This window comes from Burkholderia seminalis DSM 23518 (assembly GCF_902832885.1).
GTDB classification, from domain to species: domain Bacteria; phylum Pseudomonadota; class Gammaproteobacteria; order Burkholderiales; family Burkholderiaceae; genus Burkholderia; species Burkholderia seminalis.
Genome location: NZ_CADFDK010000008.1, coordinates 150,388 through 176,314, shown reverse-complemented (window position 1 = coordinate 176,314; position 25,927 = coordinate 150,388). Strand labels below are relative to the sequence as shown.

31 protein-coding genes and 1 tRNA gene are annotated in these 25,927 nt (G+C 67.7%); 27 read left to right on the top strand and 5 right to left on the bottom strand.

Going from position 1 to position 25,927, the window contains the following annotated elements; genetic code table 11:
- Positions 1–112 precede the first annotated feature (112 nt).
- From HWX00_RS24095 to HWX00_RS24050, 11 genes are all read left to right on the top strand, one after another.
- Positions 113–319, top strand: coding sequence for a tail protein X (locus tag HWX00_RS24095; protein WP_034188108.1), 207 nt, complete (start codon positions 113–115; stop codon positions 317–319).
- A 16-nt stretch (positions 320–335) separates the two neighbouring features.
- Complete coding sequence (locus tag HWX00_RS24090) at positions 336–680, top strand: putative holin (RefSeq protein WP_034188109.1); 345 nt, start codon at positions 336–338, stop codon at positions 678–680.
- 1 nt (position 681) lies between these two features.
- Complete coding sequence (locus HWX00_RS24085) at positions 682–948, top strand: phage holin family protein (protein ID WP_034188110.1); 267 nt, start codon at positions 682–684, stop codon at positions 946–948.
- A gap of 3 nt (positions 949–951) precedes the next feature.
- Positions 952–1,794: an N-acetylmuramidase domain-containing protein gene (locus HWX00_RS24080; RefSeq protein WP_175028441.1), complete on the top strand. Its 843-nt coding sequence runs from the start codon at positions 952–954 to the stop codon at positions 1,792–1,794.
- A complete protein-coding gene (gene lysB / locus HWX00_RS24075; RefSeq protein WP_175028440.1) occupies positions 1,791–2,231 on the top strand; it encodes an Rz-like lysis system protein LysB in 441 nt (146 codons plus the stop codon). The genes HWX00_RS24080 and lysB overlap by 4 nt, the downstream gene beginning before the upstream one ends.
- On the top strand, positions 2,119–2,355 hold the full coding sequence (lysC, locus tag HWX00_RS36950) for an Rz1-like lysis system protein LysC (protein WP_226194209.1): 237 nt from the start codon (positions 2,119–2,121) through the stop codon (positions 2,353–2,355). Before lysB ends, lysC begins: the two co-directional genes overlap by 113 nt.
- Positions 2,348–2,797 carry a phage tail protein gene (locus HWX00_RS24070; RefSeq protein WP_175028439.1) on the top strand — a complete coding sequence of 150 codons (450 nt, stop codon included), beginning with the start codon at positions 2,348–2,350 and terminating at the stop codon, positions 2,795–2,797. Before lysC ends, HWX00_RS24070 begins: the two co-directional genes overlap by 8 nt.
- Positions 2,798–3,289: 492 nt before the next feature.
- Complete coding sequence (locus HWX00_RS24065; RefSeq protein WP_034188114.1) at positions 3,290–3,976, top strand: phage baseplate assembly protein V; 687 nt, start codon at positions 3,290–3,292, stop codon at positions 3,974–3,976.
- Positions 3,973–4,335, top strand: a complete 363-nt coding sequence (locus HWX00_RS24060; protein WP_034188115.1) for a GPW/gp25 family protein — start codon at positions 3,973–3,975, stop codon at positions 4,333–4,335. Before HWX00_RS24065 ends, HWX00_RS24060 begins: the two co-directional genes overlap by 4 nt.
- Positions 4,332–5,246: a baseplate J/gp47 family protein gene (locus tag HWX00_RS24055; RefSeq protein WP_034188116.1), complete on the top strand. Its 915-nt coding sequence runs from the start codon at positions 4,332–4,334 to the stop codon at positions 5,244–5,246. Before HWX00_RS24060 ends, HWX00_RS24055 begins: the two co-directional genes overlap by 4 nt.
- Positions 5,239–5,781, top strand: coding sequence for a phage tail protein I (locus tag HWX00_RS24050; protein WP_175028438.1), 543 nt, complete (start codon positions 5,239–5,241; stop codon positions 5,779–5,781). Before HWX00_RS24055 ends, HWX00_RS24050 begins: the two co-directional genes overlap by 8 nt.
- On the opposite strand, the gene HWX00_RS36945 is transcribed toward HWX00_RS24050, so the two are convergent.
- Positions 5,775–5,984: a hypothetical protein gene (locus HWX00_RS36945; protein ID WP_226194211.1), complete on the bottom strand. Its 210-nt coding sequence runs from the start codon at positions 5,982–5,984 to the stop codon at positions 5,775–5,777. The two genes, HWX00_RS24050 and HWX00_RS36945, sit on opposite strands and share 7 nt — an antisense overlap.
- Positions 5,985–6,138: 154 nt before the next feature.
- Here HWX00_RS36945 and HWX00_RS24045 point away from each other — a divergent pair, with 154 nt between their 5' ends.
- The 9 genes from HWX00_RS24045 to HWX00_RS24005 all read left to right on the top strand — a co-directional run bounded on the left by HWX00_RS24045 (position 6,139) and on the right by HWX00_RS24005 (position 15,517).
- Positions 6,139–8,409 carry a phage tail protein gene (locus tag HWX00_RS24045; protein ID WP_244131189.1) on the top strand — a complete coding sequence of 757 codons (2,271 nt, stop codon included), beginning with the start codon at positions 6,139–6,141 and terminating at the stop codon, positions 8,407–8,409.
- 16 nt (positions 8,410–8,425) lie between these two features.
- Positions 8,426–9,064 (top strand): tail fiber assembly protein, encoded by a 639-nt coding sequence (locus tag HWX00_RS24040; RefSeq protein WP_034188119.1) that lies wholly within the window; start codon positions 8,426–8,428, stop codon positions 9,062–9,064.
- Positions 9,065–9,119: 55 nt separating this feature from the next.
- Positions 9,120–10,292 (top strand): phage tail sheath protein, encoded by a 1,173-nt coding sequence (locus HWX00_RS24035; protein WP_175028436.1) that lies wholly within the window; start codon positions 9,120–9,122, stop codon positions 10,290–10,292.
- Between the two features lie 28 nt (positions 10,293–10,320).
- Complete coding sequence (locus tag HWX00_RS24030; RefSeq protein WP_034188121.1) at positions 10,321–10,830, top strand: phage major tail tube protein; 510 nt, start codon at positions 10,321–10,323, stop codon at positions 10,828–10,830.
- 75 nt (positions 10,831–10,905) lie between these two features.
- The gene (locus HWX00_RS24025) at positions 10,906–11,286 is read left to right on the top strand and encodes a phage tail assembly protein (protein WP_069705869.1); all 381 of its coding nucleotides are present in this window, start codon (positions 10,906–10,908) and stop codon (positions 11,284–11,286) included.
- A gap of 8 nt (positions 11,287–11,294) precedes the next feature.
- On the top strand, positions 11,295–11,408 hold the full coding sequence (locus tag HWX00_RS24020) for a GpE family phage tail protein (RefSeq protein ID WP_006484104.1): 114 nt from the start codon (positions 11,295–11,297) through the stop codon (positions 11,406–11,408).
- 15 nt (positions 11,409–11,423) lie between these two features.
- Positions 11,424–13,994, top strand: a complete 2,571-nt coding sequence (locus HWX00_RS24015; RefSeq protein WP_175028435.1) for a phage tail tape measure protein — start codon at positions 11,424–11,426, stop codon at positions 13,992–13,994.
- 24 nt (positions 13,995–14,018) lie between these two features.
- The gene (locus HWX00_RS24010) at positions 14,019–14,450 is read left to right on the top strand and encodes a phage tail protein (RefSeq protein ID WP_034188124.1); all 432 of its coding nucleotides are present in this window, start codon (positions 14,019–14,021) and stop codon (positions 14,448–14,450) included.
- Positions 14,447–15,517, top strand: a complete 1,071-nt coding sequence (locus tag HWX00_RS24005; RefSeq protein WP_069705867.1) for a phage late control D family protein — start codon at positions 14,447–14,449, stop codon at positions 15,515–15,517. Before HWX00_RS24010 ends, HWX00_RS24005 begins: the two co-directional genes overlap by 4 nt.
- Before the next feature lie 166 nt (positions 15,518–15,683).
- On the opposite strand, the gene HWX00_RS24000 is transcribed toward HWX00_RS24005, so the two are convergent.
- Both HWX00_RS24000 and HWX00_RS23995 read right to left on the bottom strand, forming a co-directional pair.
- Positions 15,684–15,980: a hypothetical protein gene (locus HWX00_RS24000; protein WP_034188126.1), complete on the bottom strand. Its 297-nt coding sequence runs from the start codon at positions 15,978–15,980 to the stop codon at positions 15,684–15,686.
- Positions 15,981–16,289: 309 nt separating this feature from the next.
- Positions 16,290–16,781 carry a helix-turn-helix domain-containing protein gene (locus HWX00_RS23995; RefSeq protein ID WP_226194221.1) on the bottom strand — a complete coding sequence of 164 codons (492 nt, stop codon included), beginning with the start codon at positions 16,779–16,781 and terminating at the stop codon, positions 16,290–16,292.
- 90 nt (positions 16,782–16,871) lie between these two features.
- On the opposite strand from HWX00_RS23995, the gene HWX00_RS23990 reads away from it, so the two are divergent.
- From HWX00_RS23990 to HWX00_RS23970, 6 genes are all read left to right on the top strand, one after another.
- A complete protein-coding gene (locus tag HWX00_RS23990; protein ID WP_034188128.1) occupies positions 16,872–17,087 on the top strand; it encodes a hypothetical protein in 216 nt (71 codons plus the stop codon).
- Positions 17,088–17,254: 167 nt separating this feature from the next.
- On the top strand, positions 17,255–17,503 hold the full coding sequence (locus HWX00_RS23985; RefSeq protein WP_006485448.1) for an Ogr/Delta-like zinc finger protein: 249 nt from the start codon (positions 17,255–17,257) through the stop codon (positions 17,501–17,503).
- A 127-nt stretch (positions 17,504–17,630) separates the two neighbouring features.
- Positions 17,631–17,888, top strand: a complete 258-nt coding sequence (locus HWX00_RS23980) for a hypothetical protein (RefSeq protein ID WP_069705866.1) — start codon at positions 17,631–17,633, stop codon at positions 17,886–17,888.
- A 5-nt stretch (positions 17,889–17,893) separates the two neighbouring features.
- A complete protein-coding gene (locus HWX00_RS23975) occupies positions 17,894–20,686 on the top strand; it encodes a toprim domain-containing protein (RefSeq protein ID WP_034188130.1) in 2,793 nt (930 codons plus the stop codon).
- Positions 20,687–21,063: 377 nt separating this feature from the next.
- On the top strand, positions 21,064–21,513 hold the full coding sequence (locus HWX00_RS37325; protein WP_341773186.1) for a helix-turn-helix domain-containing protein: 450 nt from the start codon (positions 21,064–21,066) through the stop codon (positions 21,511–21,513).
- On the top strand, positions 21,426–22,496 hold the full coding sequence (locus tag HWX00_RS23970) for a tyrosine-type recombinase/integrase (protein ID WP_338152894.1): 1,071 nt from the start codon (positions 21,426–21,428) through the stop codon (positions 22,494–22,496). Before HWX00_RS37325 ends, HWX00_RS23970 begins: the two co-directional genes overlap by 88 nt.
- Positions 22,497–22,511: 15 nt before the next feature.
- Here the strand turns inward: HWX00_RS23970 and HWX00_RS23965 are convergent.
- Positions 22,512–22,587: transfer RNA gene (locus HWX00_RS23965), tRNA-Arg, on the bottom strand.
- Positions 22,588–22,838: 251 nt separating this feature from the next.
- Here HWX00_RS23965 and HWX00_RS23960 point away from each other — a divergent pair.
- Complete coding sequence (locus tag HWX00_RS23960; protein WP_034188131.1) at positions 22,839–23,723, top strand: c-type cytochrome; 885 nt, start codon at positions 22,839–22,841, stop codon at positions 23,721–23,723.
- 83 nt (positions 23,724–23,806) lie between these two features.
- Here the strand turns inward: HWX00_RS23960 and HWX00_RS23955 are convergent, their stop codons facing one another.
- Positions 23,807–25,894: a UvrD-helicase domain-containing protein gene (locus HWX00_RS23955; protein WP_034188132.1), complete on the bottom strand. Its 2,088-nt coding sequence runs from the start codon at positions 25,892–25,894 to the stop codon at positions 23,807–23,809.
- Positions 25,895–25,927: the final 33 nt, after the last annotated feature.

Sequence of the window (25,927 nt, the reverse complement as noted above, 5' to 3'; positions counted from 1 at the left end):
TCACGGCTCGAGACCTCGCCATGGCAAGCAGCACGACATCGACTCCCCCGCGCAGCGCGCCGGCCGGCAGCGCCACCGACAGCCGGCCCCTTCAGCACCGGAGGGACCAGCCATGATCGCGCGCACCTTGCAGGGCGACACGGTCGACGCGCTGTGCTGGCGTCACTACGGTCGGACCGACGGCACCGTCGAGACCGTGCTGGAAGCGAACACCGGGCTCGCCAGCCTCGGCGTCGTCCTGCCCGCCGGCACGCCCGTCTACCTGCCGCCGCTCGACACCGTGACAAGCGCACGGCCGTTGCTGCAACTGTTTGACTGACCCTGGAATCGCCTTCATGGCCGAACCGAACCTCACCACCGCCGCCATGCTGTCCGCCGCGCTCGGCGTCGCCGGGCTCGCGCCCGGCATCGACGGCAACGCGCTGATCGGCGCGTTCACGGGCGCCGCGCTCGTGGTCGTCACATCGAAGGAGATCGGTGTCGCGCGGCGTGCCGCCTACCTGCTGATCTCGCTCGTGATGGGCTACCTCGCCGCACCCGAAATCGTCGGCGCCACGCCGATCCATTCGACGGGCGTCGCCGCGTTCTTCGCGGCCGCGCTCGTCATTACCGTCACGCTGCAACTGATCGAGCGGGTCAAGACGCTGGACCTGCTCTCGCTGTTCCGCAAAGGGGGATGACATGCCTCTCCCGCTCGCGCTGATCGCACTCTCCGCGCACGTCGCCGTGCTCGTACGCGTGCTCACCTATCGACGCAACGGCGCGCGGCACCGGCGCCACGCATCGTGGTTCGCATGGAGTCTCGTCGCCGTCGCCGGCGGCGCATCGATCGAACTGCTGCTGCATGCGGGCTCCGTCGGCTTCTTCGACGCGGCCACCTCGGTATTCCTCGCGACGTTCGTCTGCGGCACGCGCGGCAATGTCGCACGCCTCCTGAGGAGCGAATGAATCATGAAGACCCGCCGCCTCGGCGACCACGGCGACGACGTGGGCCTGCTGCAACGCAGACTGATTCGCGCCGGTTACGCGGTACAGGTCACGCACTGCTATGACGCGGCGACCGAAGCCGCCGTCATCGCGCTCCAACGCGGGACCGGCCTCGTCGACGACGGCATCGCCGGCCCGAAGACCCTTGCCGCATTGGCCACCGGTCAACGCGATCCGAAACATCTCGCGCTCGCCGACCTCGAACGCGCCGCGCGCACGCTCGACGTGCCGCTTGCATGCGTTCGGGCGGTCAACGAAGTCGAGTCGCGCGGCGCCGGCTTCCTGCCCGACGGCCGGCCCGTCATCCTGTTCGAGCGCCATGTGTTCTGGAAGCGGCTGCAGGCGCGCGGCATCGACCCGGCGCCGTTCGCTGCCCGTCAGCCAGACATCGTGTCGTGCACGCGCGGCGGCTATCGCGGCAGCGCCGCGGAATACACGCGCCTCGCCGCGGCCGAGGCGATCGATGCCGGCGCCGCGTGGGAATCCGCGAGCTGGGGCTCGTTCCAGGTGATGGGCTATCACTGGCTGCGCCTCGGCTACGCGTCCATCGACGAATTCGTCGCATGCATGGAAACCGGCGAAGCACAGCACCTCGATGCGTTCGTCCGTTACATCGCGGCCGACGACGCGCTGCGCCGCGCGCTCGGTGCACGCCAGTGGGCCGCTTTCGCCCGCGCGTACAACGGGCCCGACTACGCGACGAACCTCTACGACGTGAAGCTTGTGCGCGCCTACGACCGCTATGCGCCGATACGCCCCTCGGCCGGTGCGGCATCGGGTTCGGCCAACGCCACGACCGGCACATGAACGGACTCGTCGCGAAATTCGCCGCCTGCGCCGTCGCGCTGTCCGCATGCGTCGCGGCAGCGCTGTACCTGCATGCGCTGCGTGCCGACCTGGCCATCGCGCAGCAGCAGCGAGCCGATGCGCAACAGGCGCTTGCCGCGCGCGACGACGTCATTGCGCGCATGCGGCAGGACGCCGCCGCGCACGCCCAACAGCAGGCACGGCTCGATCGCTCGCATACCGCGATCGCGTCGAAGCTCGACGCCATTCGACTTGAAAACCGGAGATTGACCGATGAAAACGCCACGCTTCGCGCCTGGGCTGACACTCCTCTGCCTGACGACGTTGTCCGCCTGCAAGCCAGTCCCGCTCTCACCGGCGCCGACGATTATGTCGAACACGTGCCAGACGGTGAAACCGTGCACGCTGCCGATGCTCGCGCCCCGCACCAACGGTGACCTCGACGGCGCGCTCACCCTCGTCAAGGCGGCCTGGGCGACATGCGCGGCCACCGTCGACATGATCGCGGCATGCCAGGCCGGCACGCCCACCCCCGACCATGGAGCCCATCCGCATGATTAAGCCGGACAGCCTGCGGCAGGCGCTCGCCGCCGCCATCCCGTCGCTCGCCGCCGAACCAGGCGCGCTGTCCGTACTCGTCGAGCAGGGGTCGATCGCGACGACCGGCACGCTGACGCCCTCGTTCGAATACCGGTACACGGCCCACGTGCTCGCGACGAATTTTTCCGGCGACACCGATCCCGTGTTCGCCGCACTGGTCGAATGGGTGCGTGCGAACCAGCCGGATCTCGTGACAAACCCGGCCGCGCGCGCGAGCGGCATCACCTTCGAGGTCGGCATCCGCGACCAGGCTGCCGTCGACCTGTCGATCCGGCTGGCGCTGACGGAAAGCGTCGCCGTGACGACCGGGCCTGACGGCCGGCACGAGATCACGCATGTCGACGACACCAAGGTCGATCCGGCCGACACCCTGACGTGGGTCGCGCTGCCGCAGATCCGCTGAGCCCGGCGGGCACCGGCCCGCCCTCCCGCACACCGCGTCGTTCGCCTCTCCCACGGCTGCGCGCCGCAGCCGGCCACCTCGTCTCGCCGCTAGGCGAAACCGCACCGCCCGATCGCACGCGGATCAGCTCGTCATCCCTTCCTGTCGAACCGGCCTTCGCCGGCGACGGCACGCCCATGCGCGGCCCGCGACAAGCACCCATGCGACATCCCTGCGGAGCGCGGGTCCCGCCATTCACGCGGCATCCGTTCAGACCACCTCGCCACACGCTCCATCGCATACCCAGCTCATCGCCCTGCTTCCCGACGTCGATCGGCACACACATTCAAACCTCGTGACGACGTCACGAAGGCGCACGACTCCATCCTCGCGCCGACCGGTGCAGCAATTGTCGATGCGCGTCTTCGTGCCGGCACCCGGTACGCGCTGTCGTCGTCGCGACGACACAGGCCATCACTCGCGCCGCGACCAGCCGACCGTCACCATGACTGCATGGACGCAAATGAAATTCAACGACAGGCACGCAACGCGGTGCGCAAGGGAACGATCCTCGCGGTCGACCATGCGGCGGCGTTGTGCCGTGTCTCGGTCGGCGACGCCGATGCCGACGGCAGCGGACTGCAAACCAACTGGATTCCGTGGGTCGCGGGCACCGCCGGCGGGACCCGCGAATGGCTGCCGCCGACGCCCGGCGAACAGGTCGTGCTGCTCTGCCCGATGGGTGACCCGGCGCAAGGCGTCGCGCTGCGCGGCGTCTATTCGAATGCCGCGCCTGCGCCGGCTTCGAGCCCGGATACCCATGCGCGCGTCTATCCCGACGGCGCAAGCATCACGTACGACCACGCGGCGCATGCGCTCACGGCCGAGCTGCCGGCCGGCGCGACCCTCCGTGTCGTCGCGCCGGGATCGGTCGTCGTACAGACCCGGGACGCGACCGTGCAGGCCGAGCGCATCACGTTCGACGCGCAGCAGACGACCTGCACCGGCGCGATGACGGTCAAGGGGCCGTTCGCGTTCGAATCCGGCATGACCGGCACGGGCGGCGCCGGCGGCGGCGCCACGATGCAGATCGACGGCGCGGCCACCTTCACGCGTGAAGTGAAATCCCAGGGCATCAGCCTCCCGCATCACACGCATCGCGAACAAGGCGATGGACAACTCGTGAGCGCACCGCAATGAAAGGCATGAACGCGAACACTGGCCGCTCGATCTCGGGCCTGGACCATTTCTACCAGTCGATCGGCAGAATCGTCACGACGCCGCTCGCGTCGTGCGTGAAGCGCCGTACGTTCGGCTCCGAATTGCCGGACCTGATCGACGCGCCTGGCAACGGCACCGTGCGCACGCGGCTCTATGCGGCCGTCGCGACGGCGCTCATGCGCTGGGAACCGCGCCTGACGCTCACCCGCGTCGTGCTCGCCGCGGACGACGCGAACGCGGCTGCCGGCTCGCTCTATCTCGACATCGAAGGCTGGACCAACGAAAGCGGCACCGCCGTATCGACTCGCGTGCCGGTCACGCACGGAGGCACGGCATGAGCGTGACGCCGATCGACCTCTCGCAACTGCCGTCGCCCGACGTCGTCGACACGATCGACTACGAGACGCTGCTTGCCGTGCGCAAGGCACGGCTCGTGTCGCTCTACCCGGCTGCCGAGCAGGCCGAGATCGCCGCGACGCTGGCGCTCGAATCGGAGCCGCTCGTGAAGCTGCTGCAGGAAAACACCTACCGCGAAATCGTGCTGCGGCAGCGCGTGAACGACGCTGCGCGCGCCGTGATGCTCGCCTATGCGGTCGGCGCGGACCTCGACAACCTCGCGGCGCTGTTCGGCATCCGGCGCCTGACGATCTCGCCCGCCGATCCGGAACACGGCGTCGCGCCGGTCATGGAAAGCGATACCGACCTGCGCGCCCGCACGCAGCTCGCACCGCAAAGCTTCTCCGTCGCGGGCCCCGAAGGCGCGTACGTCTCGCACGCACGCAATGCGGACGGCCGCGTGCTCGACGCGTCGGCGATCAGCCCGGCCCCGTGCGAAGTGCTCGTCACGGTGCTGGCGCGCGACGGCGACGGCACCGCCGACAAGGCGCTGATCGACGCCGTGGCCGCTGCGCTGCAGGCCGACGACGTGCGGCCGCTCACCGACCAGGTCACCGTGCGCGGCGCGGACATCCTGCGCTACCAGGTGCGCGCGCGGCTGGTGTTCTTCGCCGGCCCGGATCGCGCGGTGGCGCTCGCCGAAGCCAACCGCGCGATGAAGAAGTACACCGAATCGATGCACCGCCTCGGGATGGAAGTCACGCTCGACGGGATCTACGCGGCTGCCCGCGCGGCCGGCGTGCAGAAGGTGATCCTCGAAAGCCCGCTCGCCGGCCTGCCGGCGACGAAACAGCAGGCGCCCTATTGCACCGGGATCGAGCTGATCGACGGCGGGGTGTACAGCAATGATTGACATCCTGCCGCCGAATGCGTCGCGGCTCGAACGCCGGCTTGCCGCGACGAATGCCCGCATCGACGACGTGCCGACGCCGCTCGCGACGCTGATGAATCCGGACACGATCCGCCCCGACCTGCTGCCGTGGCTCGCCTGGCACCTCGGCGTCGACGCATGGAAGGACTACTGGCCCGAGTACGTGAAGCGCGCCCGCGCCGGCCAGGCGATTCCGATCGCCCGTCGCAAGGGCACGGCCGCGTCGGTGCGCGAGGTCGTCGCGGCCTTTGGCGGAAACATCGTCCTGCGCGAATGGTTCGAGCAGCGGCCGCCGGGTCGGCCCGGCACGTTCGACCTCGTGATGACGGTCAGCGGCCAGGAAGGCCAGCCGCCGACCGCCGAATACGTGGCCGACATCCTCGCGGAAATCGATCGCACCAAACCCGTGCGGGCGCATTACACGTTCACGCAGGGCTTCGAGATGCGGGGCCGACAACTGATCGGCGCCGCCGCGCGCGTGGCGGCCTATCGCCGCCTGAACCTCACCGACTACTGATCGCACATGGCAACCCAGATCATCATCACCGACGCCGGCCGTGCCGCACTCGTCGCCGCCGGCAACGGCGGCACGAACGCCCACCAGGCCGTGGAAATCGGCCTGGCGAACGCGCCGTTCGTCGCCGACAAGGGGCTCACGAAACTGCCGAACGAGCTGAAACGGATCAAGTCCTTCGGCGGCGCCAACGTCGCGCCGGACACGATCCACACGACGCTGAAGGACGACTCGGCGGACCAGTATTCGCTCTACGGATTCGGCCTCTACCTCGAGAACGGCGTGCTCCTGGCCGCATACGGCCAGACGACGCCGATCATGGAGAAGTCGCCGGCCGCGTTACTGCTGCTGTCGACCGACATGCAGTTCGCGACGATCGACGCGACGAAGCTCGTGTTCGGCGACGCATCGTTCCTGAATCCGCCGGCGACGACGGAGCGGCAGGGCGTGGTCGAGCTGGCGACGCAGGGAGAAGTGAACACCGGCACCGACGATACGCGCGTGCTGACGCCGAAGACCGCCGCGTCGCGATACGCGGCGCTGACCGGCGCGAAGTTCACCGGCCCGGTCGTCACGGAATTCGATGCGGGTCCTGATACCGCGCACGTGTCGATTCGTCCGCCGACCGGCAAGAACGGTCGCGAAGGCCGCGTGCGCCTGCATGGCACGTTCAGCGGCAACAATCCGGATACAGGGTCGCGCCTCATCGCAACGATCCGCTCCGGTTTCGACAGCGGTGCCTGGGGCCGCGAGTACGTCGATCTGTGGCTCAACAAGACCGCCAACGACGCCGAGATCGACGCGAACCAGGCGCGCGCCCTGCGCATCGGCTACGGCGGCCGCGTGCTGGTTGGCGACGTCAAGAACGACGACGGGAATTCGCGACTGCGTGTCGGCGGCGACACCGTTGCGGAAGGTACGAGCTATGCGAAGGCTGCCTCGATCGACGGTGGCGCCGGCAATTTCTCGACGCTGTTCTTCACCGACGGCGGCAAGATCCGCTGGTCGATGTTCAAGCGGGACGGCGCGGCAACCGGAGGCAACGGCGGCAACGATTTCGGCGTGAACGCGTTCGCGGACGACGGTGTCACGCAGTTTCCCGCGTTTCGTGTCAGCCGCGGCACGCAGGCGTTCTCGGTGGCGAAGCGCCTGCTCGTCGGTGATGTCGGTGATGACGGCCGCAATGCGGTTCAGGCAGGGGGGAGCGCCACGTTCAAGGGTGGCGTGACCTCGCGTGAACTGGACACCGGTGGCGCGAATTTCCGAACGGTCTACGGCGACTACGGTGCGTTCTGGCGCAACGACGGCGTGAACGTCTATCTGCTGTCGACGAAGAAAGGTGATCCGGAGGGCACGTTCAACGACTACCGGCCGTTCACGCTGAACCTCGCGACCGGTCGCGTCACTATCGACGATCAGGGAGCCGGCACATCGATCGGCGGCAACACCAGCATTCGTGGTGAGTTGGCTCTCGGCAATGGCCCATACGAAGGACGCCTGCGCATCGGCCCCATCGATGGCTACCTCTTTGGCAACGACAAGGCGGTTGGCTGGTGGGGCGCAAACAACGGCTCGTTCGCGTATCACACCGATGACCACACCTTCCGCATCGATGGCAAGCCGGCATGGCACACCGGAAACCTGACGCCGCTCGATCGCACGAAGGGCGGCACGATGACAGGTGATCTCTGGTTCGATCCGGGCAAGCGGATTTACCTGTCGGAAGGCAGCGCGCAAGCACCGTCCCTCACGTTCATCAACGACGGCGCACCGGACACCGGCCTGTACCACATCAACGATGGGTCGTTCGGCGTCACGTGCAACTCGGTCGCGCAGGCATCGTTCACGCCCGGAGGCACTGTCTTCAAAACGCCCGTGCAGGGCCCTACACCCGCGGCAGGCGACCGGTCAACGGCGCTCGCTACTACCGAATGGGTGCTGGCCGCTCTATCGACGAACTCCATCGGCCAGATCGTCTTCGAACCTCGTACGTCGGTACGCACGGGGTTCCTCAAGGCCAACGGCGCGCTCGTCAATCGCGCCGACTATCCCGCATTGTGGGCGTACGCACAAGCCAGCGGCGCACTGGTGACGGAGGATGAATGGCAGAAAGCCCTGTGGGGCAGCTTCTCGCACGGTAACGGCACGACGACATTCCGCCTCCCCGAACTGCGCGGCGAGCACATCCGCTGCTGGGACGACGCGCGCGGCATCGATACCAATCGAATACTCGGCTCGTGGCAGGACAGCGCGAACCGATGGCACGGCCACGGCGCAAGCGCGGGCGAAGTCGGCGATCACGCGCACTCGGCCTGGACCGACGGGCAGGGACAGCACGGCCACGGCGTCAATGATCCTGGCCACGCGCACGGTGTCCGGATGGGGCGCGTCGGCGTCGTCGCCACCTCCTACGGCCAAGGCTGGGGCCCGTACAACTGGGACCGGCAGGACATGCACGGCACCGAGGGTGCCGGCACCGGCATCTGGCTCAGCGAAGCCGGCAACCACGGCCACAACGTCGGCATCGGCGGCGCCGGTCGCCACAGCCACGCCATCACCGTCAACGGTGACGGCAGCAACGAAGCACGGCCGCGCAACATCGCGCTGCTCGCCATGATCCGCGCCTACTAACTCTGGATAACGAAACATGCTGATCCACCACTACAGCCAATCCAACGGCGAATACCTGAGCAGCGGCCAGCCCGACGCCGACCCGCGCAACCCCGACCGCTGGCTCGTGCCGTCATGGGCAACGTTCGACCAACCGCCGGCGCGCACGCCGACGACCTGGCCGTTCTACCGCGACGGCGCGTGGGCCCTGTTGCCGGACTTCCGCGGCCGCCTTTGCTATCGCACCGATACCGGCGAAGCCGTCGAAATCGCGACCGCCGGCAAGACGCCCGACGAACTCGGCCTGACGACCGAGCCGCAACCGTCACCGCGCCACGCATGGATCAACGGCGCGTGGGCCGTCCCGGCAGCGCTGCTCGAACAGGAAAAGCGCGACGCGGCGATGACCGAGTTCGAGCGCCGACTGGAAGCCGCGCGCAAGGCCAATGCCGGCAAGGCCGATGCCTATGCGGCGGGGCTGCTCGATGACGAAGGCGTCTACTACTTCAAGGCCTGGTCGGCCTACCAGATGGCGCTCGTGTCGGTCATCCAGGCGGACACGTTCCCCGATGCGGTGACGTGGCCGGCAACGCCGGCGCCGTATGTACCGCCGCCGCCCCCGCCTCCGGCCGAGCCGAGCGCACCCGCAGCTCCGGTCGCGGACCCCGCGGCCTGATCCGCACGGGATTCCTCCCGTTCTCTTTCATCTGCACACACAGGAGCCACACACCATGCCGCAGGATTACCACCACGGCGTACGCGTCATCGAAATCAACGAGGGCTCGCGCCCGATCCGCACCGTGTCGACGGCCGTCGTCGGCATCGTCTGCACGGCGTCCGACGCCGACGCCACCGCCTTCCCGCTCGACACGCCCGTGCTGCTGACCAACGTCGTCGCCGCACTCGGCAAGGCCGGCACCAAAGGCACGCTGCGCCGCACGCTCGATGCGATCGGCCGGCAGACCAAGCCCGTCACGATCGTCGTGCGCGTCGCCGAAGGCAAGGACGCCGCCGAGACGGCAACCAACGTGATCGGCAGCGTCACCGCCGACGGCAAGTACACCGGCATGAAGGCGCTGCTCGGCGCGCAGGCGCGCTTCGGCGTGAAGCCGCGCATCCTCGCGACGCCGGGCCTCGACACGCAACCCGTCGCCGCCGCGCTCGCGTCGGTCGCGCAATCGCTGCGCGCGTTCGCCTACGTCTCGGCCAACGGCTGCAAGACGAAGGAAGAAGCCGTCACGTACCGCAAGCAGTTCAGCCAGCGCGAGCTGATGGTGGTCTGGCCGGACTTCCTCGCGTGGGACGACACGATCAACACGACCGTCGTCGTGCCGGCCACCGCGTATGCGGCCGGCCTGCGCGCGAAGATCGACAACGACACGGGCTGGCACAAGACGCTGTCGAACGTCGGCGTGAACGGCGTCACCGGCATCAGCGCCGACGTGTCGTGGGACCTGCAGGATCCGGCGACGGACGCGGGGTTCCTGAACGAACAGGACGTGACGACGCTCGTGAACCGCAACGGCTTCCGCTTCTGGGGTTCGCGCACGTGCTCGGACGATCCGCTGTTCGCGTTCGAGAACTACACGCGCACCGCGCAAGTCATCGCCGATTCGATCGCCGAAGCGCAGATGGCCATCATCGACGGCCCGCTCAACCCGTCGCTGCCGCGCGACATCATCGAAACGATCAACGCCAAGTTCCGCGAATGGATCTCGCAGGGCTACCTGATCGGCGGCTCGGCCTGGTACGACCCGGAGCCGAACACGACCGACGTGCTGAAGTCCGGCAAGGCGTATCTCGACTACGAATACACGCCGGTTCCGCCGCTCGAAAACCTGATGCTGCGCCAGCGCATCACCGACCGTTATCTCGCCGATTTCGCCGCGCGCGTGAGCGCGTAACGACCGGCCTCACCAGGAGTCACACACGATGGGTATGCCTCGCAAACTCAAGGGATTCAACCTGTTCCAGAACGGCGAGAACTTCGTCGGTCAGGTTGTCGAAGTCACGCTGCCGAAGCTCACGCGCAAGATGGAGGACTACCAGGGCGGCGGCATGAGCGGCCCGATCAAGGTCGACTTCGGGCAGGAAGGGATCCAGCTCGAATGGACCTGCGGCGGCTTCATGCGCTCCGTGCTCGGCCAGTACGCGATCACGAAGCACGACGGCGTGCTGCTGCGCTTCGCCGGCGGCTATCAATCCGAGGATTCGACCAGCGTCGACGCGATCGAGATCGTGATCCGCGGCCGCCACAGCGAAATCGATCCGGGCACCGCGAAGTCGAAGGAAGACACCGCGTTCAAGGTCACGACGGTCGCCAGCTACTACAAGCTGTCCGTGAACGGACAGGACGTGATCGAGATCGACTTCGTCAACATGATCGAGAAGGTCAACGGCAACGACCTGTTCGCCGCGCTGCGCAACGCGATCGGCCTGTAATCCGCCACCCGGCCGGTTACGCCGGCCGGGCCCTGCCTCCGCCTTTCCTCCCGACAGATCAACGACAGGACCACCATGAATCCGATCCAATCCGAACCGGCCGCGAACGACCTGCAGGCCGACGCGCCCGCCGTGGCCGCCATCGCAACGCCCGAACAGGACGATCCGGCCACCCACACGCTCGACACGCCGATCGTGCGCGGCAACCAGACGATCACGTCGATCACGCTGCGCAAACCCAAATCGGGCGAGCTGCGCGGCGTATCGCTGTCCGACCTCGTCAGCCTCGATGTCGTCGCGCTGTCGAAGGTGCTGCCGCGCATCAGCTCGCCGATGCTGACGGAAGCCGACGTCGCCGGCATCGACCCGGCCGACCTCGTGCAACTGGGGGGCATCTTCGCCGGTTTTTTGATGCCGAAGGCCGTGAAATCCCGACTGGCCTCCCAGACCGCATAGAAGACCCGATGGCGGACATCGCGACGGTGTTCGGCTGGACACCGCCCGTGATGGACGCTTTCAGCCTGGCCGAGCTGATGGACTGGCGCGAGCGCGCGCGAGTGCGCGCCGGCGCCCAATGAGCGAAACGATCGACGATGGACAACACCACGAAACTGCGCGTCATGGTCGACATGGTCGACAACATGACGAAGCCCCTGCAAATGATGCTGACCGGCAACAAGGGGCTGGCCGACTCGCTGCGAGCCACCCGCCGCGAGCTGGACGACATGGCGAAGACGCAGAAGCGCATCGGCGAGTTTCGCGACTTGCGCGGCGGTGTGGCGAAAACCGCGACCGACCTCAAGACAGCGAAGCTGCGTGCCGGCGAGCTGCGCGTGGCGCTGCGCGCGTCCGGTCCGCCGTCGCGCCAGATGGTCGACGACCTCGCCAAGCTGGAACGCACGGCCACGGATTTGACGGCCGCGCAAGGCAGGCAGGTCGCGCGCATCCGCGAACTGCGCACGCAGCTCGTCGGCGCGGGCATCGACACGCGCCACCTCGACCAGCATGAATTCGCGCTGGCCACGAACAGCGCGCGACGCAAGGCGAAGATGACCGCCGACGTGCTCGCGTTCGACGACACGCGCCGCCAGCGCGCCGACGCCAGGCGCGCGAAGATCGACGCACTGAGCGGCGTGGGCAAGCAATGGGCGGAGCGCGGCAAGACGATCACGGGCGCCGGCAAGAGCATGTTCGGCATGCTGTCCGAACCGCTCGACGTCGCGAAGCAGGCCGAGAGCGAAACGCTGCGCCTGCGTGCGCAGGGCGCATCGGCCGACGCCGTGAAATTCGCGCGCGCGCAGCAGATCGGCGGCCAGTCGCTCGTCGACAACCTGGCCCTGATGCGCGAATCACTGTCGGCGCTGGGCGGCGACGAGCAACGCGCGCGCGTCGTGATGCCGATGCTCGCGAACATGAGATCGGCGAACGAGGCGCTGTTCGGCAAGGACGATGCCAAGGCGAACGTCGACAAGTTCACGGGCATGCTGAAGGTCATCGACCTGCGCGGCGGCACGAAGAACGAAGCCGCGTTCGGCGCCGAAGCGAACATCGTGCAGAAGATGCAGACGGCAACCGGCGGCAAGGTCAGCGGCGATGAATGGAACAACTTCGCCGAATCGGGGGGCGGCGCAGCCAGGAAGTTGCGCACGGACGCGTTCTATTACCAGATGCAGCCACTCGTCGAGAAGCTCGGCGGCAAGGCGGCCGGCGAAGGCCTCGCCGCGCTGTCCGGCAGCCTCTTCGACGGCAAGATGACCGCGCCCGCCGCACGGCAGTGGACGGCGCTCGGCCTGGTCGATCCGAAGCAGGTCATGCATGCGAAGAACGGCGCGATCCGCGGGCTCGAGCCGGGTGCGCTGGCGGGCAGCGACATGCTGCAGGCGTCGCCGCTCGAATGGCTCGAAAAGGTGCTGCTGCCGAAGCTCGCCGCGAAAGGCATCACCCAGCCCGACAAGGTGAAAGCCGCGCTGGCGAAGCTGGTCTCCGACAAGGCCGCAGTAACCCTGCTCACGACGATGTACGAACAACGCGAGCAGATCCACGACACCGAAAGACAGAGCGCCGCCGCCGACGGCATCACCGGAATGCGGGCGAAGGCCGCGGATTCGACCGCGGGCCGCGAGCTCGCCGTGCTCGCGCAATTGCGCGACCTGAAGCTCGAAATCGGCGAGAAAATCACGCCGGTCTACAACGCGGCGCTGGACGTCACGGCCACGATGCTCGAGAAGATCGTCCGGTTCGTGCGCGAACACGGCACGGCCACCCGGATTCTCGTCACGACCTTCGCGGCGCTGGGCGGCGCACTCACCGTCGTCGGCACGCTGGCAAGCGTTTTCGGCAACATCCTTGGATCGGTCAATGTGCTGCGCTTCGCGACGTCGATGGCCGGCGCGTTCAGGCTCGTCGGGCAGGCATTGATGATGCTCGGCCGGCTCGCAATGGCGCATCCGCTGCTGCTCGTCATCGGGTTGATCGCCGCGGCCGCTGTCTACGTCTGGCAGAACTGGGACACGCTCGGCCCGAAATTCATCGCGCTGTGGGAAACCATCAAGGGCGCATTCGGCGCGGCCGGCGACTGGATTGCCGCCAAATGGGACGCCACCGTCGAGTGGGTGAAAGCCGCACTCGGCGGCATCGGCGACTGGTTCGGCGATCTCGGCCCGCGTTTCCAGGAAATCGGCGCCAGCATGGTGTCCGGCCTGGTCGGCGGCATCACGAATCGCCTCGGCGCGCTGAAGGAGACGATCGGCGGCCTGGGCAGCTCGGCGGTCGGCTGGCTCAAGGAAAAACTCGGCATGCAGGCATCGACCCCATCCGACAGCACCGCGGCAGGCGGCACCACCGGCACCCCGGCCCGCATGACGCGAACCGCCGCCGCGCTCACGACCGCCGCCGCCCTGGTCGGGCCGCCCGCGTTTGCCGCAAGCCCCGCGGTCGCCGCCGCCGCGCCGCTCGAACGCTACAACCTGTCGCTCGACTACCGCCCGCCGCTCACGGCGCCGGCCGCCGTGGCGAGCGCCGCGCCGCCGGCCGGCCCCGTCACCATCAACATCGCGCCGCCGCCGGGCGTCGATGCGGCCGAGATCGCCCGCATGGTGCGCGCCGAACTCGAACGCACCGAACGCGCGAGGGCGTCGCGCACCGCGTCGCGCCTGTCCGATTGATTGTCCGCTGGAGGAAACCCGCCCATGATGATGTCGCTCGACCAGTTCGTTTTCAGCCTGGCGACCACGCCTTACCAGGAACTCCAGCGCCAGCGCAACTGGAAGCATCGCACCAGCTCGCGCATTGGCGTGCGCGATGCAAGCCAGTTCACCGGCGCCGGCGACGACACGATCACGCTCACCGGCATCGTCGCGCCCGACAACGGCATCGGCGAGATCGCCTCGATCGAGGCGCTCGCACGAATGGGCGACGCCGGCGATGCCTACGTGCTCGTCGACGGCAACGGTAACGTGTACGGCGCATATGTCATCGACAGCCTCAACGAGACGGCCACGTATCACACGAAAGAAGGCATTCCACGCAAGATCGCATTCACGCTGACGCTGAAGCGCGTCGATGATGGCGTGTTGGCCGAAGCGCCGCAGGACGACGAAAGCGGAGCGGCCGAGCAATGAGCACGCAGGAACGCACGCCGGCTGACGCGCAGGTCCGCACGGGACGTACGCAGCCGCAGGCCGACTACCGCATCACGCTCGACGGCCGCGACCTGTCGCGCCTGATCGCGCCCAACCTCATCAGCCTGTCGCTGTCGGAATCGCGCGCGGACGAGGCGGACATGCTCGACCTGGTGCTCGACGATGCCAAGGGGACGTTCGCCATTCCGAAGCGCGGCGCCAGCATCAAGCTGTCGATCGGATGGGTCGGCGAACCGCTCGTCGACAAGGGTACGTTCACGGTCGACGAAGTCGAGCACAGCGGCGCGCCGGACGTCATCACGATCCGCGCACGCTCGGCGTCGATGACCAACGACATGCACGAACGCCGGGAGAAAAGCTGGCACCGGCAGACGATCGGCGCAATCGTGCGAACCATCGCCGCGCGCTACGGGCTCACGGCAGCCGTCGACGCGACGCTTGCCGCGACGCGGATCGATCATGTCGACCAGACGCAGGAGTCCGACATGTCGTTCCTGACGCGTCTCGCGAAGCGCTACGACGCGGTGATGACCGTCAAGGACAAGCACCTGTTGTTCACGCCGATCGGTACGGGCAAAACGATCAGCGGCAAGACGCTCGACGTGCTGGCCGTCACGCGCGCGAGCGGTGACCAGCATCGTTATCACGTCGCGCAGCGCGACAGTTACACGTCGGTGCGCGCGCACTATCACTCGAACGGCAGTGCGCGGCGGCTGTCGGTGGTCGTCGGCGATGCGAAGGGCAAGAACGCCAAGGTGCTGCCCGACGATTACGCGACGGAGGCCGAGGCCCGCGCGGCCGCGCAAGCCGAATATGCGCGCACCCAGCGCGGCCAGTCCACGCTGAGCTACACGCTCGCACTCGGCCGACCCGAGCTGTTTCCCGAGATGCCCGTCACGGTGACCGGGTTCAAGCCGGACATCGACGACACACCGTGGCTCGTGAAGAAAGCAACGCATACGATCGGCGACGGCGGGTTCACGACCGCGCTCGAACTCGAGGTGCGCGACACGCCGAAGAAGACGCCTCGCTCCGGCAAGCACTGACCGACGGGCCGCCATGCCCGATACGCGATCGCAAGGTGTCGATCGCGGCGGCGAATTCAGGATTTCGGTGGGATGGGGCGCGAGGCGAGACGCAGGATGCGCAACTCGGATTCGCTGCGGCGGCCGGAGCGAATGCCGGCCTGCGGGGATCAGACTGGGTAGCGGTTCAGCTCGATTGCTGACGGCCGCCGAGCGTCATGCGCAGGTCACGCGTGTCGCCGCATTGCTGCAAGGTGGCACGCGCATCACGCAGATTGGCCATCGCCTGCAGCGCGGCCTCGAGCACCTGCCCGACCGACAGCATCGCGCTGTCGATCGCCGCGTGCGCATCAGCCCGCTCGTCGTCGGTCAGGTCCGAACGATACCGCGGCGGCCCCATCGTCAATCCACGCGCATCCGCGCGATGGTCGGTGTGTGCTGGCGCGCCGATCGTCCCGTTGTCGTGCTTCCTGTTGGTGTCCATTTTTCCGGTCTCCGCAAACTCAGTCATCAACCGGGGGCCGCCTGACACGACGGGGCGCCTCGGAACGCCCCGCCGCCAGCTCACCGGCTTTCAGAATGCTAAACCAATACTGTATGGATATACAGTGTTTCATCCGATTTTATCCGATGCCCTTGTGCGGCGCGCCGAGGGCGCCGCCACGACACGGAAAACGAGGAGAGGGATCGCCCCGACTGTCGCACACGCAACGGACCGAATCGGGCAACGGTTGGCCACGCGTGCTGCGCACACGTGCCTGATGGCGGCGTGGGGCACCGCCCCGCCAGACGCTTACTTCTTCGACGGCTTCGTCGCGCGTTCGGCCTTCAGCCGTTCGATCTCGGCCATCGCGCGATCGACGTTTTCGGCCGTGCGCTGATCGAGCGCCGCGCGACGCTTCTCCGGCAGGCGTTTCGCGCGCCGCGGCGTCGCGGCCTGCACCATCGCCCCCGAATTGATGCAACTGGCGAGGAACGCATGCAGCGATGCCTTGCCGGTGTCGTTGAGCTGCCGGTACATCGCGAGCACGTCGGCTTCGTCCGCGTCGCGGGTGCCCGCCTCCGGCGCCGCCCCGCCGGCGGCGAACCGCTCGCCGGTCAGCACGTAACCGATATCGACGCCGATCGCGCGAATGGCCAGCAGATAAGCCGCGTCGGGAGCGCGCTCGTCCGACTCGTACGCCGACTGCGAGCGTCTCGCGACGCCACCCACGGTCGCAAACTCGTCCTGGCTGAGCCCGATCCGCAAGCGCTCGTCCCGCAAGCGACTCCCGATTTGTGTCATAAATTACCCATTAACAATTGACGCGTCGTTTTTTGCTCATTACACTAGCCTCATCGTAACGCAAGACTATCTCCTCAAAGTATACCGACCATGACTACTCCCAAAGGACCGCGCCGTTCGCCGCGCGGCACGATGTCGGACAAACCCGTCTACGTGGGGCTGACGCCTGTCGAGCGCGGCGAACTCGAACAGCTCGCCGCGCAGCGCAACCGCTCGATCTCGAGCATGGCGCGCGAGCTGATCCGCCTCGGCGCGAGCCATCTGCGCGCGATCACGGCGCCCCGCTCCCGGAGCGCGCGTCATTGAGCCGGAACGCCTCCATGTCCCCCGCTTTCGAATGTGCCCGAAGCCCCGATTGTGAGCCGTGCGCGTGCCCGTGCCCATCCGCCGATCGGCCGGTGCTGCAGCCGAATCGCACGCACGCTCCCCGCCCGGCCCGGCCGCTCGAAGTCTTCAGCCCGGAGTGAGCCCTCATGCGAATCCTGAACCGCTGCCCGCACTGCCGCACGCGCGCCACCGCGCGCAGCAGCCGTGAAATGTCGCTGACCTTCCGCGAAATCACGTTCCAGTGCTCGAATCCGGAATGCGGCCACACGTACGTCGTCAACATGGAATTCGCGCGCACGCTGTCGCCGTCCGCGATCCCGAACCTGTCGTTGCAGCTGCCGCTCTCGCCGCACGTGCGCGAACGCCTCGCCGCGCAGCTCGAGCTGCCCGTCTGACGCCCTAACCCGTCACCTTCTCCCGTTTCCCTCGCATCGTGCCTGAACGGCGCGAGGGATTGTTTTTGCCATTGAAAGGATTCCTCATGATCTCGAACCGTGCGAGCCGCGGCCCGGAGGCACGCGCATGAACCGCTACGCCGATCCCGCACCGCACGACGTCGCGCTCCGGGCGGCCATCGCGGCGGCCGCCGACATGCCGTGTTTCGACCACGCGCCCGACCACGTTGCACGGCAACTCGCGCTCGGCTGCTTCGTGTCGGCGCTCGCCGACCGCCTTGCGCTCGGCTTCCCGCAATCCGCCGCCGCGCTGCGCGCGCTCGTCGCGTCACCGGCCACGGCGGCCACTTCCGCGCAGCCCGCACAACCTGAACGACAGCAATAACGACGATGGCCTCGATCGACGAACTGAAACGACACATCGACCTGCACGACCTGGCGGACCGTCTCGGCCTGAAGCGCGGCCGCGGCGGCGACCGTGCGCTCTATCACTCGCCGCAGCACGCGGATCGCAACCCGTCGCTGTCGATCTACGCGAACCACCCGAAATACGGCACCGGCTGGCGCGATCACAGCGCCGACGCCGGCGGCTCCTGCATCGATCTCGTGATCCACGCGCGCGGCGGCACCGTCGCCGATGCCGTGCGCTATCTGCACGACGCGTACGGCCTCCCGTCCGAGCGGCCGGCGCCGGCGGAGCGCCGCGAGAAATCGACCGTCGAGTACATCGCGGACCGGTGCCTGGCCGAGCGCGAGCGCGTGCGCGACTACCTCGGCGGCCGCGGCATTGCCGCTGCGGCAATCGACGCGGCGATCGCCGCGCGCACCCTCGGCTTCAATACGTGGACGAGCCCGAAGATCGCCGCCGGCGAGGTCGGCCACGGCGGCCCGGCCGCCGCGTTCGTGGTGCGCGCGCCGGGCGATGCGCGTGTCGTCGCGGTCGACATGCGCTACGTCGATCCCGCGCTCAACGGCGGCGTCAAGACGCAGACGCAGGGCGACAAGGCCGGCTATGCGTGGACCGCCGACGCGCGCCGGCTCGACCGCGCGAAGCGCGTGGTCATCGTCGAGAGCGCGATCAACGCGCTGTCGATCGATACCTGCGCGTTGCCCGGCACGGCCGCGCTCGCGCTGCGCGGCCTCGCGAACGCCGAGCGCATCGACTTCGCGTTCCTGCGCGGCAAGCAGGTCACGATCTGCCTGGACAACGACGAGCCGTTCGCGGACGGCCATCCGCGCGCCGGGCAGCGCCCCGGCCCGGAGGCCGCATGGACGCTCCACGAACGGCTGACGGCACTCGACATCAGCGCCGTGCTGGTCGACCAGTCGGACTGGCTCGCGGATCTGGCGGACGGCGACACCGCGCGCACACCGATCAACGACGTGAACGACTACCTGCAACTGCGCGGCCCGACCGACCTGGCGCGCGCGCTCGACCAGCTCGAACCCTGGCTGGTCGCCGGCCTGCCCGGCGACGCGTCACGCCGCGGCCGGCCGCGCATCTTCCTGCCGCCGCACGATTTCGCGCAGTACTGGCGGTTTCGCGTGCGGCCGGATTTCACGAGCTACATCACCAAGATGGATCGCAACGAGGAATCGGGCGTCGACACGCCCGTGATGACGGATCTGTGCGGCTTTCGCATCGCCGGCATCAGCCGCGTGGCCGTCGCGAGCGCGACGTCGACGATGACGGGCGACGCCGACCAGGCGCCCACCGTCTACTTCGCGGTGTCGGTGCAGGCGCCGCGGCACGGTGCGCAGCTGATCCGCCGCGTGATGCTCGACGACCAGCTGCACAACGTCGACCAATGGGGCAAGTTCGGCCCGATCTGGGCGCCGGCACCGTTCAAGCGGATGGTGAACATCCTCGAGCGCGGCGCCGACCTGGGTGCGCGCCGCGCCGCGAACTTCGTCGGGCTCGCGTGGCGCGACGGCCGGCTGATCGTCAACGAAGGCCCCGACTGCTACTTCACCGAAGCGGACAAGCAGTGCCCGTATCACAACCTGACGTTCCCCGGCGGCCCGGTGAGCGACGCGCGCCGCGTGATCTCGGCCTACCAGACGACGTTCCGGCAGAACGCCGCGACGATCCCGCTCGTGTGGGCGCTCGGCGGCCATCTGAAAGCGCTGCTCGGCTTCTGGCCGCACCTGACGATCCAGGCGAACAAGGGCGCGGGCAAGTCGACGCTCATCAAGCGCCTCGAGCGCTCGCTCGCGTTCACGATGTTCTCGGGGCAGTCGCTGCAGACCGAATTCCGGCTGCTGACCAGCATCAGCCACACGAGCCACCCGGTCGGCTGGGAAGAACTGTCGGCGCGCCGGCAGGATGTGATCGACAAGGCGGTCGGGTTGCTGCAGGAGAACTATCAATACACGGTGACGCGGCGCGGCACCGACATGACCGAATACCTGCTGTGCGCCCCCGTGATGCTCGCCGGCGAGGACGTGCCGGTGCGCAGCCTGCTCGGCAAGCTCGTGCGCACGACACTGACCGGCAAGCGCGGGCCGCTCCTGCCTGACGACCTGCCGCGCTTCCCGCTGCGGCAATGGCTCGAATTCCTGACCGGGCTCGACCGGCGCGCGGCACTGGACCAGTACGCAACGTTGCGCGACAAGGCACTTGCCGGCTGCCGCGCCAGCGGCGAGGACGACGGTGCACGGCGCATGGCCGGCAACTACGCGGCGGTCGGGCTGGCCTGGCGCTACCTGTGCGAGTTCGCCGGCATGGACCCGAGCGAAGGCGATTTCCCGCGCGACCTGCTCGCCGAGATGAACGGCCACGTCGCCGAAACGAGCGCCGACCGCGAGCCGTGGGTCTGGATCATGGAGACGGTGCTGTCGGAAATCGACGGTGGCAACTACAAGCATCCGTACACGTTCGACACCGTCGACGGCGAATTCTGCCTGCTGCTGCGCACCGGGCACGTAATGGATCACCTCGCGCACACGAGCGCGCTGCGCGACAAGTGGAACGGCCTGCCCGTGAAGTCCGATCGCGTGTTCAAGGCGCAGCTCAAGCACGCCGGTGTCGTGGTCGGCGAGAAGGAGGTCGAGCGCCGCATCTACATGCGCCGCGTGCCGTATCTCACGCCGGTGTCGCTCGAGCGCCTGGCGGCATTCGGCCTGCACGTGTCGGTGCGCGAGGACCTGGCGACCGACGCGCTGCACGGAGGCCGCGCATGAGCCGCGATTCAGCATACCGGCTGGCGCGCGGCGCGGGTCGCGGGAAGCGGTCACGCAGCGCACGCGAGTCGCGGTTGCCAGGGGTGCCGGCTCTCAAGTCCTTGATTCTTGAAGAAACTGCCGCCGCGCATCTGCCCGGATTCGCCACGTGTCGTGCCGTTTTTGCCACGAGTCCGGTTTGCCCGCCAACCGCCACACCCTCCTCTTTCTCTCTCTTCAACTCATTGAAGAGAAAGAAGAAAGAGCACCGGGAAGGCGCAACGGCCGGCCGCAATCGCGCGCCACGAGTCGGACACGCGATGCCATCGGTCGCGATCGACGGCGCAATTTCGTGCCACGGGTTCCGTGCCGCCGCCACGTGTGAATGATGGCGACCGATGGCAAACCAAACCCTTGAATATCAACGTGTTATGCACCGTTCACACGCGACCCATCACTCCACGAGTTGCGCTGCATGCCCACCCGGCGCGCGGCCTGCCGACGACGCGAATCCGGCGACCGTCGACCTGTCCGGCGCGGCGGCCTTGCTCGGCGCGCATCCCGAAACGGTGCGCCTGAAGGCCAAGGCCGGCGCGCTACCCGGCCGCAAGGTCGGCAAGCGCTGGATCTTTTCCATCGTTGCGCTGCAGCGCTACCTCGCCGGGGAATGGCTCCCGCGCGTCACGCAAAACAATCAGCAAGAGGAAGCGAACCCATGTCGCTCTACAAGCGGAAAACCAGCCCGAACTGGCAATACAAGCTGTACCCCCCTGGCGGCGGAACGCCGATACAGGGAAGCACTGGCACCCGCGACAAAGCGCAGGCCCAGGAATTCCACGACCGGTTGAAGGTCGACCTGTGGAACCAGGCTCGGCTCGGGACGAAGCCACGCCATTCGTGGAACGACGCGGTCATCCGCTATGTCGGCGAGCGATCGGGCCTCGCGAGCCTGGAAACGTCGAAGATCCATCTGCGCTGGCTCGACCGGCACCTGTCCGGCGTCGCACTCGCCGATATCGACCGCGGCCGCATCGATGCGATCGCGCTCGCCAAACGTCAGGAGCCGCGTACGGTGCGCACGCGGCACGGTGTCGTCGAAACAGGCCGGGCCGTCAGCGACGCCACCGTGCGCCGCGTGATCGGCGTGCTGAAAGCCGTGCTGAACGCGGCCGTCGAATGGGAATGGCTGGCGCGTGCCCCCGTCACGAAGCGCGCGAAGGTCGTCTCGAAACGCATCCGCTGGCTGACGCCGGTCGAGGCCGAGCGATTGCTCGCCGAGTTGCCCGCGCATCTCGCCGACATGGCGCGCTTCAGTCTCGAGACCGGCTTGCGCCGTTCCAATGTGACGGGGCTCCAATGGTCACAAATCGACCTCGCGCGTCGCGTCGCCTGGATCCATCCGGATCAGGCGAAGGCGCGAAAGGCGATCACCGTGCCGCTGTCGGACACCGCGATCGCCGTGCTGCGCCGCCAGCGCGCGAACCCGCGGTTGCCGGAATGCGTGGACAGCGTGTTCGTCTATCACGGCAAACCGGTCTACCAGACGGCCACGGCGGCATGGGCCAAGGCGTTGCAGCGCGCCGGTCTGTGCGACTTCCGCTGGCACGACCTGCGCCACACCTGGGCAAGCTGGCACGTGCAGCGCGGCACGCCGCTTCAGGTGCTCAAGGAACTGGGCGGATGGGAAACGATGGAAATGGTGCAGCGGTATGCACACCTGTCGGCCGACCACCTGGCGCAATGGGTCGCGCCGTTGACGTCTGAACCGACGCCGGTGCCCGCTGCAATTCAGCTGCAACGCGGCTGCACGACAAAGGGGGAAAACCGCTGAGAGCCTGAACAGGCTTGGCGCGCCCGGCTGGGATCGAACCAGCAACCCCTGCCTTCGGAGGGCAGTACTCTATCCATTGAGCTACGGGCGCGTGAGACAGTGAAGCGACCCCATATACAGGCCGCCCACGTTTGGCAAGACGGCAAGGATACCCGGTTTCCCATGACGCGTCCACCTTACCCGCCGAATGGCCGCCGGGCCTTGCTGCGTGCGGGTAAACACGCGCCATCGCATCGCTCGCCGTGATGTAAACGTTCCGTCTATAATCGTCCGTGCTTCATTGGACTGCCATTTTGCCGTTGCACCGCGCTCACAATTCCTATTCATGGAGACGAGGCAAGCATGAGCGAAGCACCCCACGAATCTCCCGTCAAAACCCCCGGGCAGCTGATTGCCGTCATCATCGCGTCGTTCGCGATTCCGATCATCCTGATCGTCCTGTTCGCCAACTATGCGAACCATGCGTTCCGTTCCGGCGCCGGCACGGATGCGCTGTCCGACGAGCAGGTCGCCGCGCGCATCGCGCCACTCGCGAAGGTCGACGTGAAGGACGCCAACGCGCCCCGCACGTACAAGACCGGCGAGGCGGTCTACAAGGCAGTCTGCGTGACCTGTCACGGCACCGGCGCCGCCGGCGCACCGAAGTTCGGCAACAAGGACGACTGGGCGCCGCGCATCTCGCAAGGCTTCGACACGCTGCTGAAGACGGCCCTCGCCGGCAAGGGCGCGATGCCGCCGCGCGGCGGCACGAGCCCCGACGACGTCAGCGACTATGAAATCGCCCGCGCGATCGTCTACATGGCGAACAACGACGGCGCGAACTTCCCCGAACCGGCCGCTCCGGCTGCCAATGCCGCGCCCGCCGCCGGCGCCGCCGCATCGGGCGCCGACGCGTCGAACGCGCAGGCCGCCGCCGCCATGGCCGCGATCGCCGCGATTCCGAAGGCCGGCGAAAAACCCGCGGCCGCGCCGGCCAGCGCCGACGCGGCAACGGCCGGCAAGGCGCTGTACACGTCGACCTGCCAAGCCTGTCACGCGGCCGGCGTGCTCGGCGCACCGAAGTTCGGCAGCAAGGAGGACTGGGCGCCGCGCCTGAAGGACTCGATGGACACGGTCTACAACTACGCGCTGCACGGCAAGGGCGCGATGCCGCCGAAGGGCGGGTCGACCGCGTCGGACGCCGACGTGAAGGCGGCCGTCGACTACATGGTCAACGCGTCGAAGTAATCGCGCCGGGCCATCCGTAAAAAACCCCCGCGACGCACACGCATCGCGGGGGTTTTGTCTTTCCGGTCCGCCGGACTACCGCATTACTTCTGCAGCAGCGCCTTCAGGCTCGCGAGCCGGTCCTTCGGCGACATCGGCGCTTCTTCCGGCGTCGGCGGCGGCGCTTCGTCGAGCCCCATCTCCGGGATGAAACGCGACGGCTCGCACACGACCGTCTCGCGGGCCCGCTTGCGCTTCTTGCACCAGTTCAGGTGCAGGCTGCGCTGCGCGCGCGTGATCGCGACGTACATCAGCCGGCGCTCCTCCTCGATCCGCTCGCTGTCGATCGGGCCGTCGTCCTCGCTGCCGCCGCGGTGCGGCATGATGCCTTCCTCGACGCCGACCAGGAACACGTGCGGATACTCGAGCCCCTTCGATGCATGGACGGTCGACAGCCGCACCGCGTCCGGATCCTCGTCCTTGCCCTCGAGCATCGACATCAGCGCGACGGTCTGGATCAGGCCGAGCAGGTTCTTGCCCGTATCGGCGAGCCCGTCCGCGTTGTGGAAGCCTTCGGCCTCGCCGTCGACGGCTTCCGTCTCGGGCTTGGTGCCCTTGCGCTTCAGCCATTCCAGAAATTCGAGCACGTTCTGCCACTTCGACTGCGCCTGCCGCTCGTCGAACGCGTCGTACAGGTACGCCTCGTAGTGGATCGCCTCCATCATGTCGTCGAGCACGACGGTCGCGGGCTCCTTGTCCGCGCGCTCGGTCAGGCGCTGGATGAAGTCGCAGAACATCCGCAACGGCTCGACCTGGCGCGCCGACAGCCGCGCCTCGATCCCGCCCATGTACACGGCCTCGAACAGCGACACCTTCGCCTGCCCCGCGAACGAGCCGAGCGCCTCGAGCGTCGTGTTGCCGATCCCGCGGCGCGGCGTCGTGACCGCGCGGATGAACGCGGGATCGTCGTCGGCGTTCGCGATCAGCCGCAGGTAGGCGCACAGATCCTTGATCTCGGCCTTGTCGAAGAACGACTGGCCGCCCGACAGCACGTACGGGATCCGCTCGCGCCGCAGTACCTGCTCGAAGATGCGCGCCTGGAAGTTGCCGCGGTACAGGATCGCGTAGTCGCGGAACTGCGCGCGCCGCTCGAACTTGTGCGCCGACAGCCGGAACACGACCGATTCGGCCTCGTGCTCCTCGTCGTTGCACGGCGTGACGGTGATCGAATCGCCCATCCCGTGCTCGGACCACAGCTTCTTCTCGAACAGCTTCGGGTTGTTCGCGATCACGTTGTTCGCGGCGGTCAGGATCCGCACCGTCGACCGGTAGTTCTGCTCGAGCTTGATCACGTGCAGCTTCGGGAAATCCTTGCCGAGCTGCGCGAGGTTTTCGAGCGTCGCGCCGCGCCAGCCGTAGATCGCCTGGTCGTCGTCGCCGACCGCCGTGAACGCGGCGCGCGGGCCGGCGAGCAGCTTCAGCAGCTCGTACTGGCACGCGTTGGTGTCCTGGTACTCGTCGATCAGCAGGTAGCGCAGCTTGTTCTGCCAGCGGTCGCGCACCTGCTCGTTCTTCGCGAACAGCTCGGCCGGCAGGCGAATCAGGTCGTCGAAGTCGACCGCCTGGTACGCGTGCAGCGTCGCGACGTAGTTGCGGTAGACCAGCGCGGCCTGGTGCTCGTCCTCGTTCGCCGCGATCGCCATCGCCTCGTCGGGCATGATCAGGCCGTTCTTCCACAGCGAGATGATGCTCTGGATCTTGCGGATCAGCCCCTTGTCGGTCGTGCCGAGCTGCTCCTGGATCATCCCGAAGCAGTCGTCCGAATCCATGATCGAGAACTGCGGCTTCAGCCCGACGTGCTCGGCCTCCTGGCGCAGGATCTGCACGCCCAGCGAATGGAACGTGCAGACGGTGAGCTGGTTGACGGGCACCTTGCGGCCTTCCTTGCCGGGCGTGGTGAGCGTCTTGCCCTCGAGCAGCTTCGACACGCGCTCGCGCATTTCGGCGGCCGCCTTGTTCGTGAACGTGACGGCGGCAATATGGCGCGGCTCGAAGCCTTTCGCTTCGATCAGGTGCGCGATCTTCTGCGTGATCACGCGGGTCTTGCCGCTGCCCGCGCCGGCGAGCACGAGACAGGGACCGTCGAGGTAGCGCACCGCTTCGTTCTGGGCGGGATTGAGGCCTGCGGACATGATGACGGATGGTGTTGCGGTTGACGGCGGAAC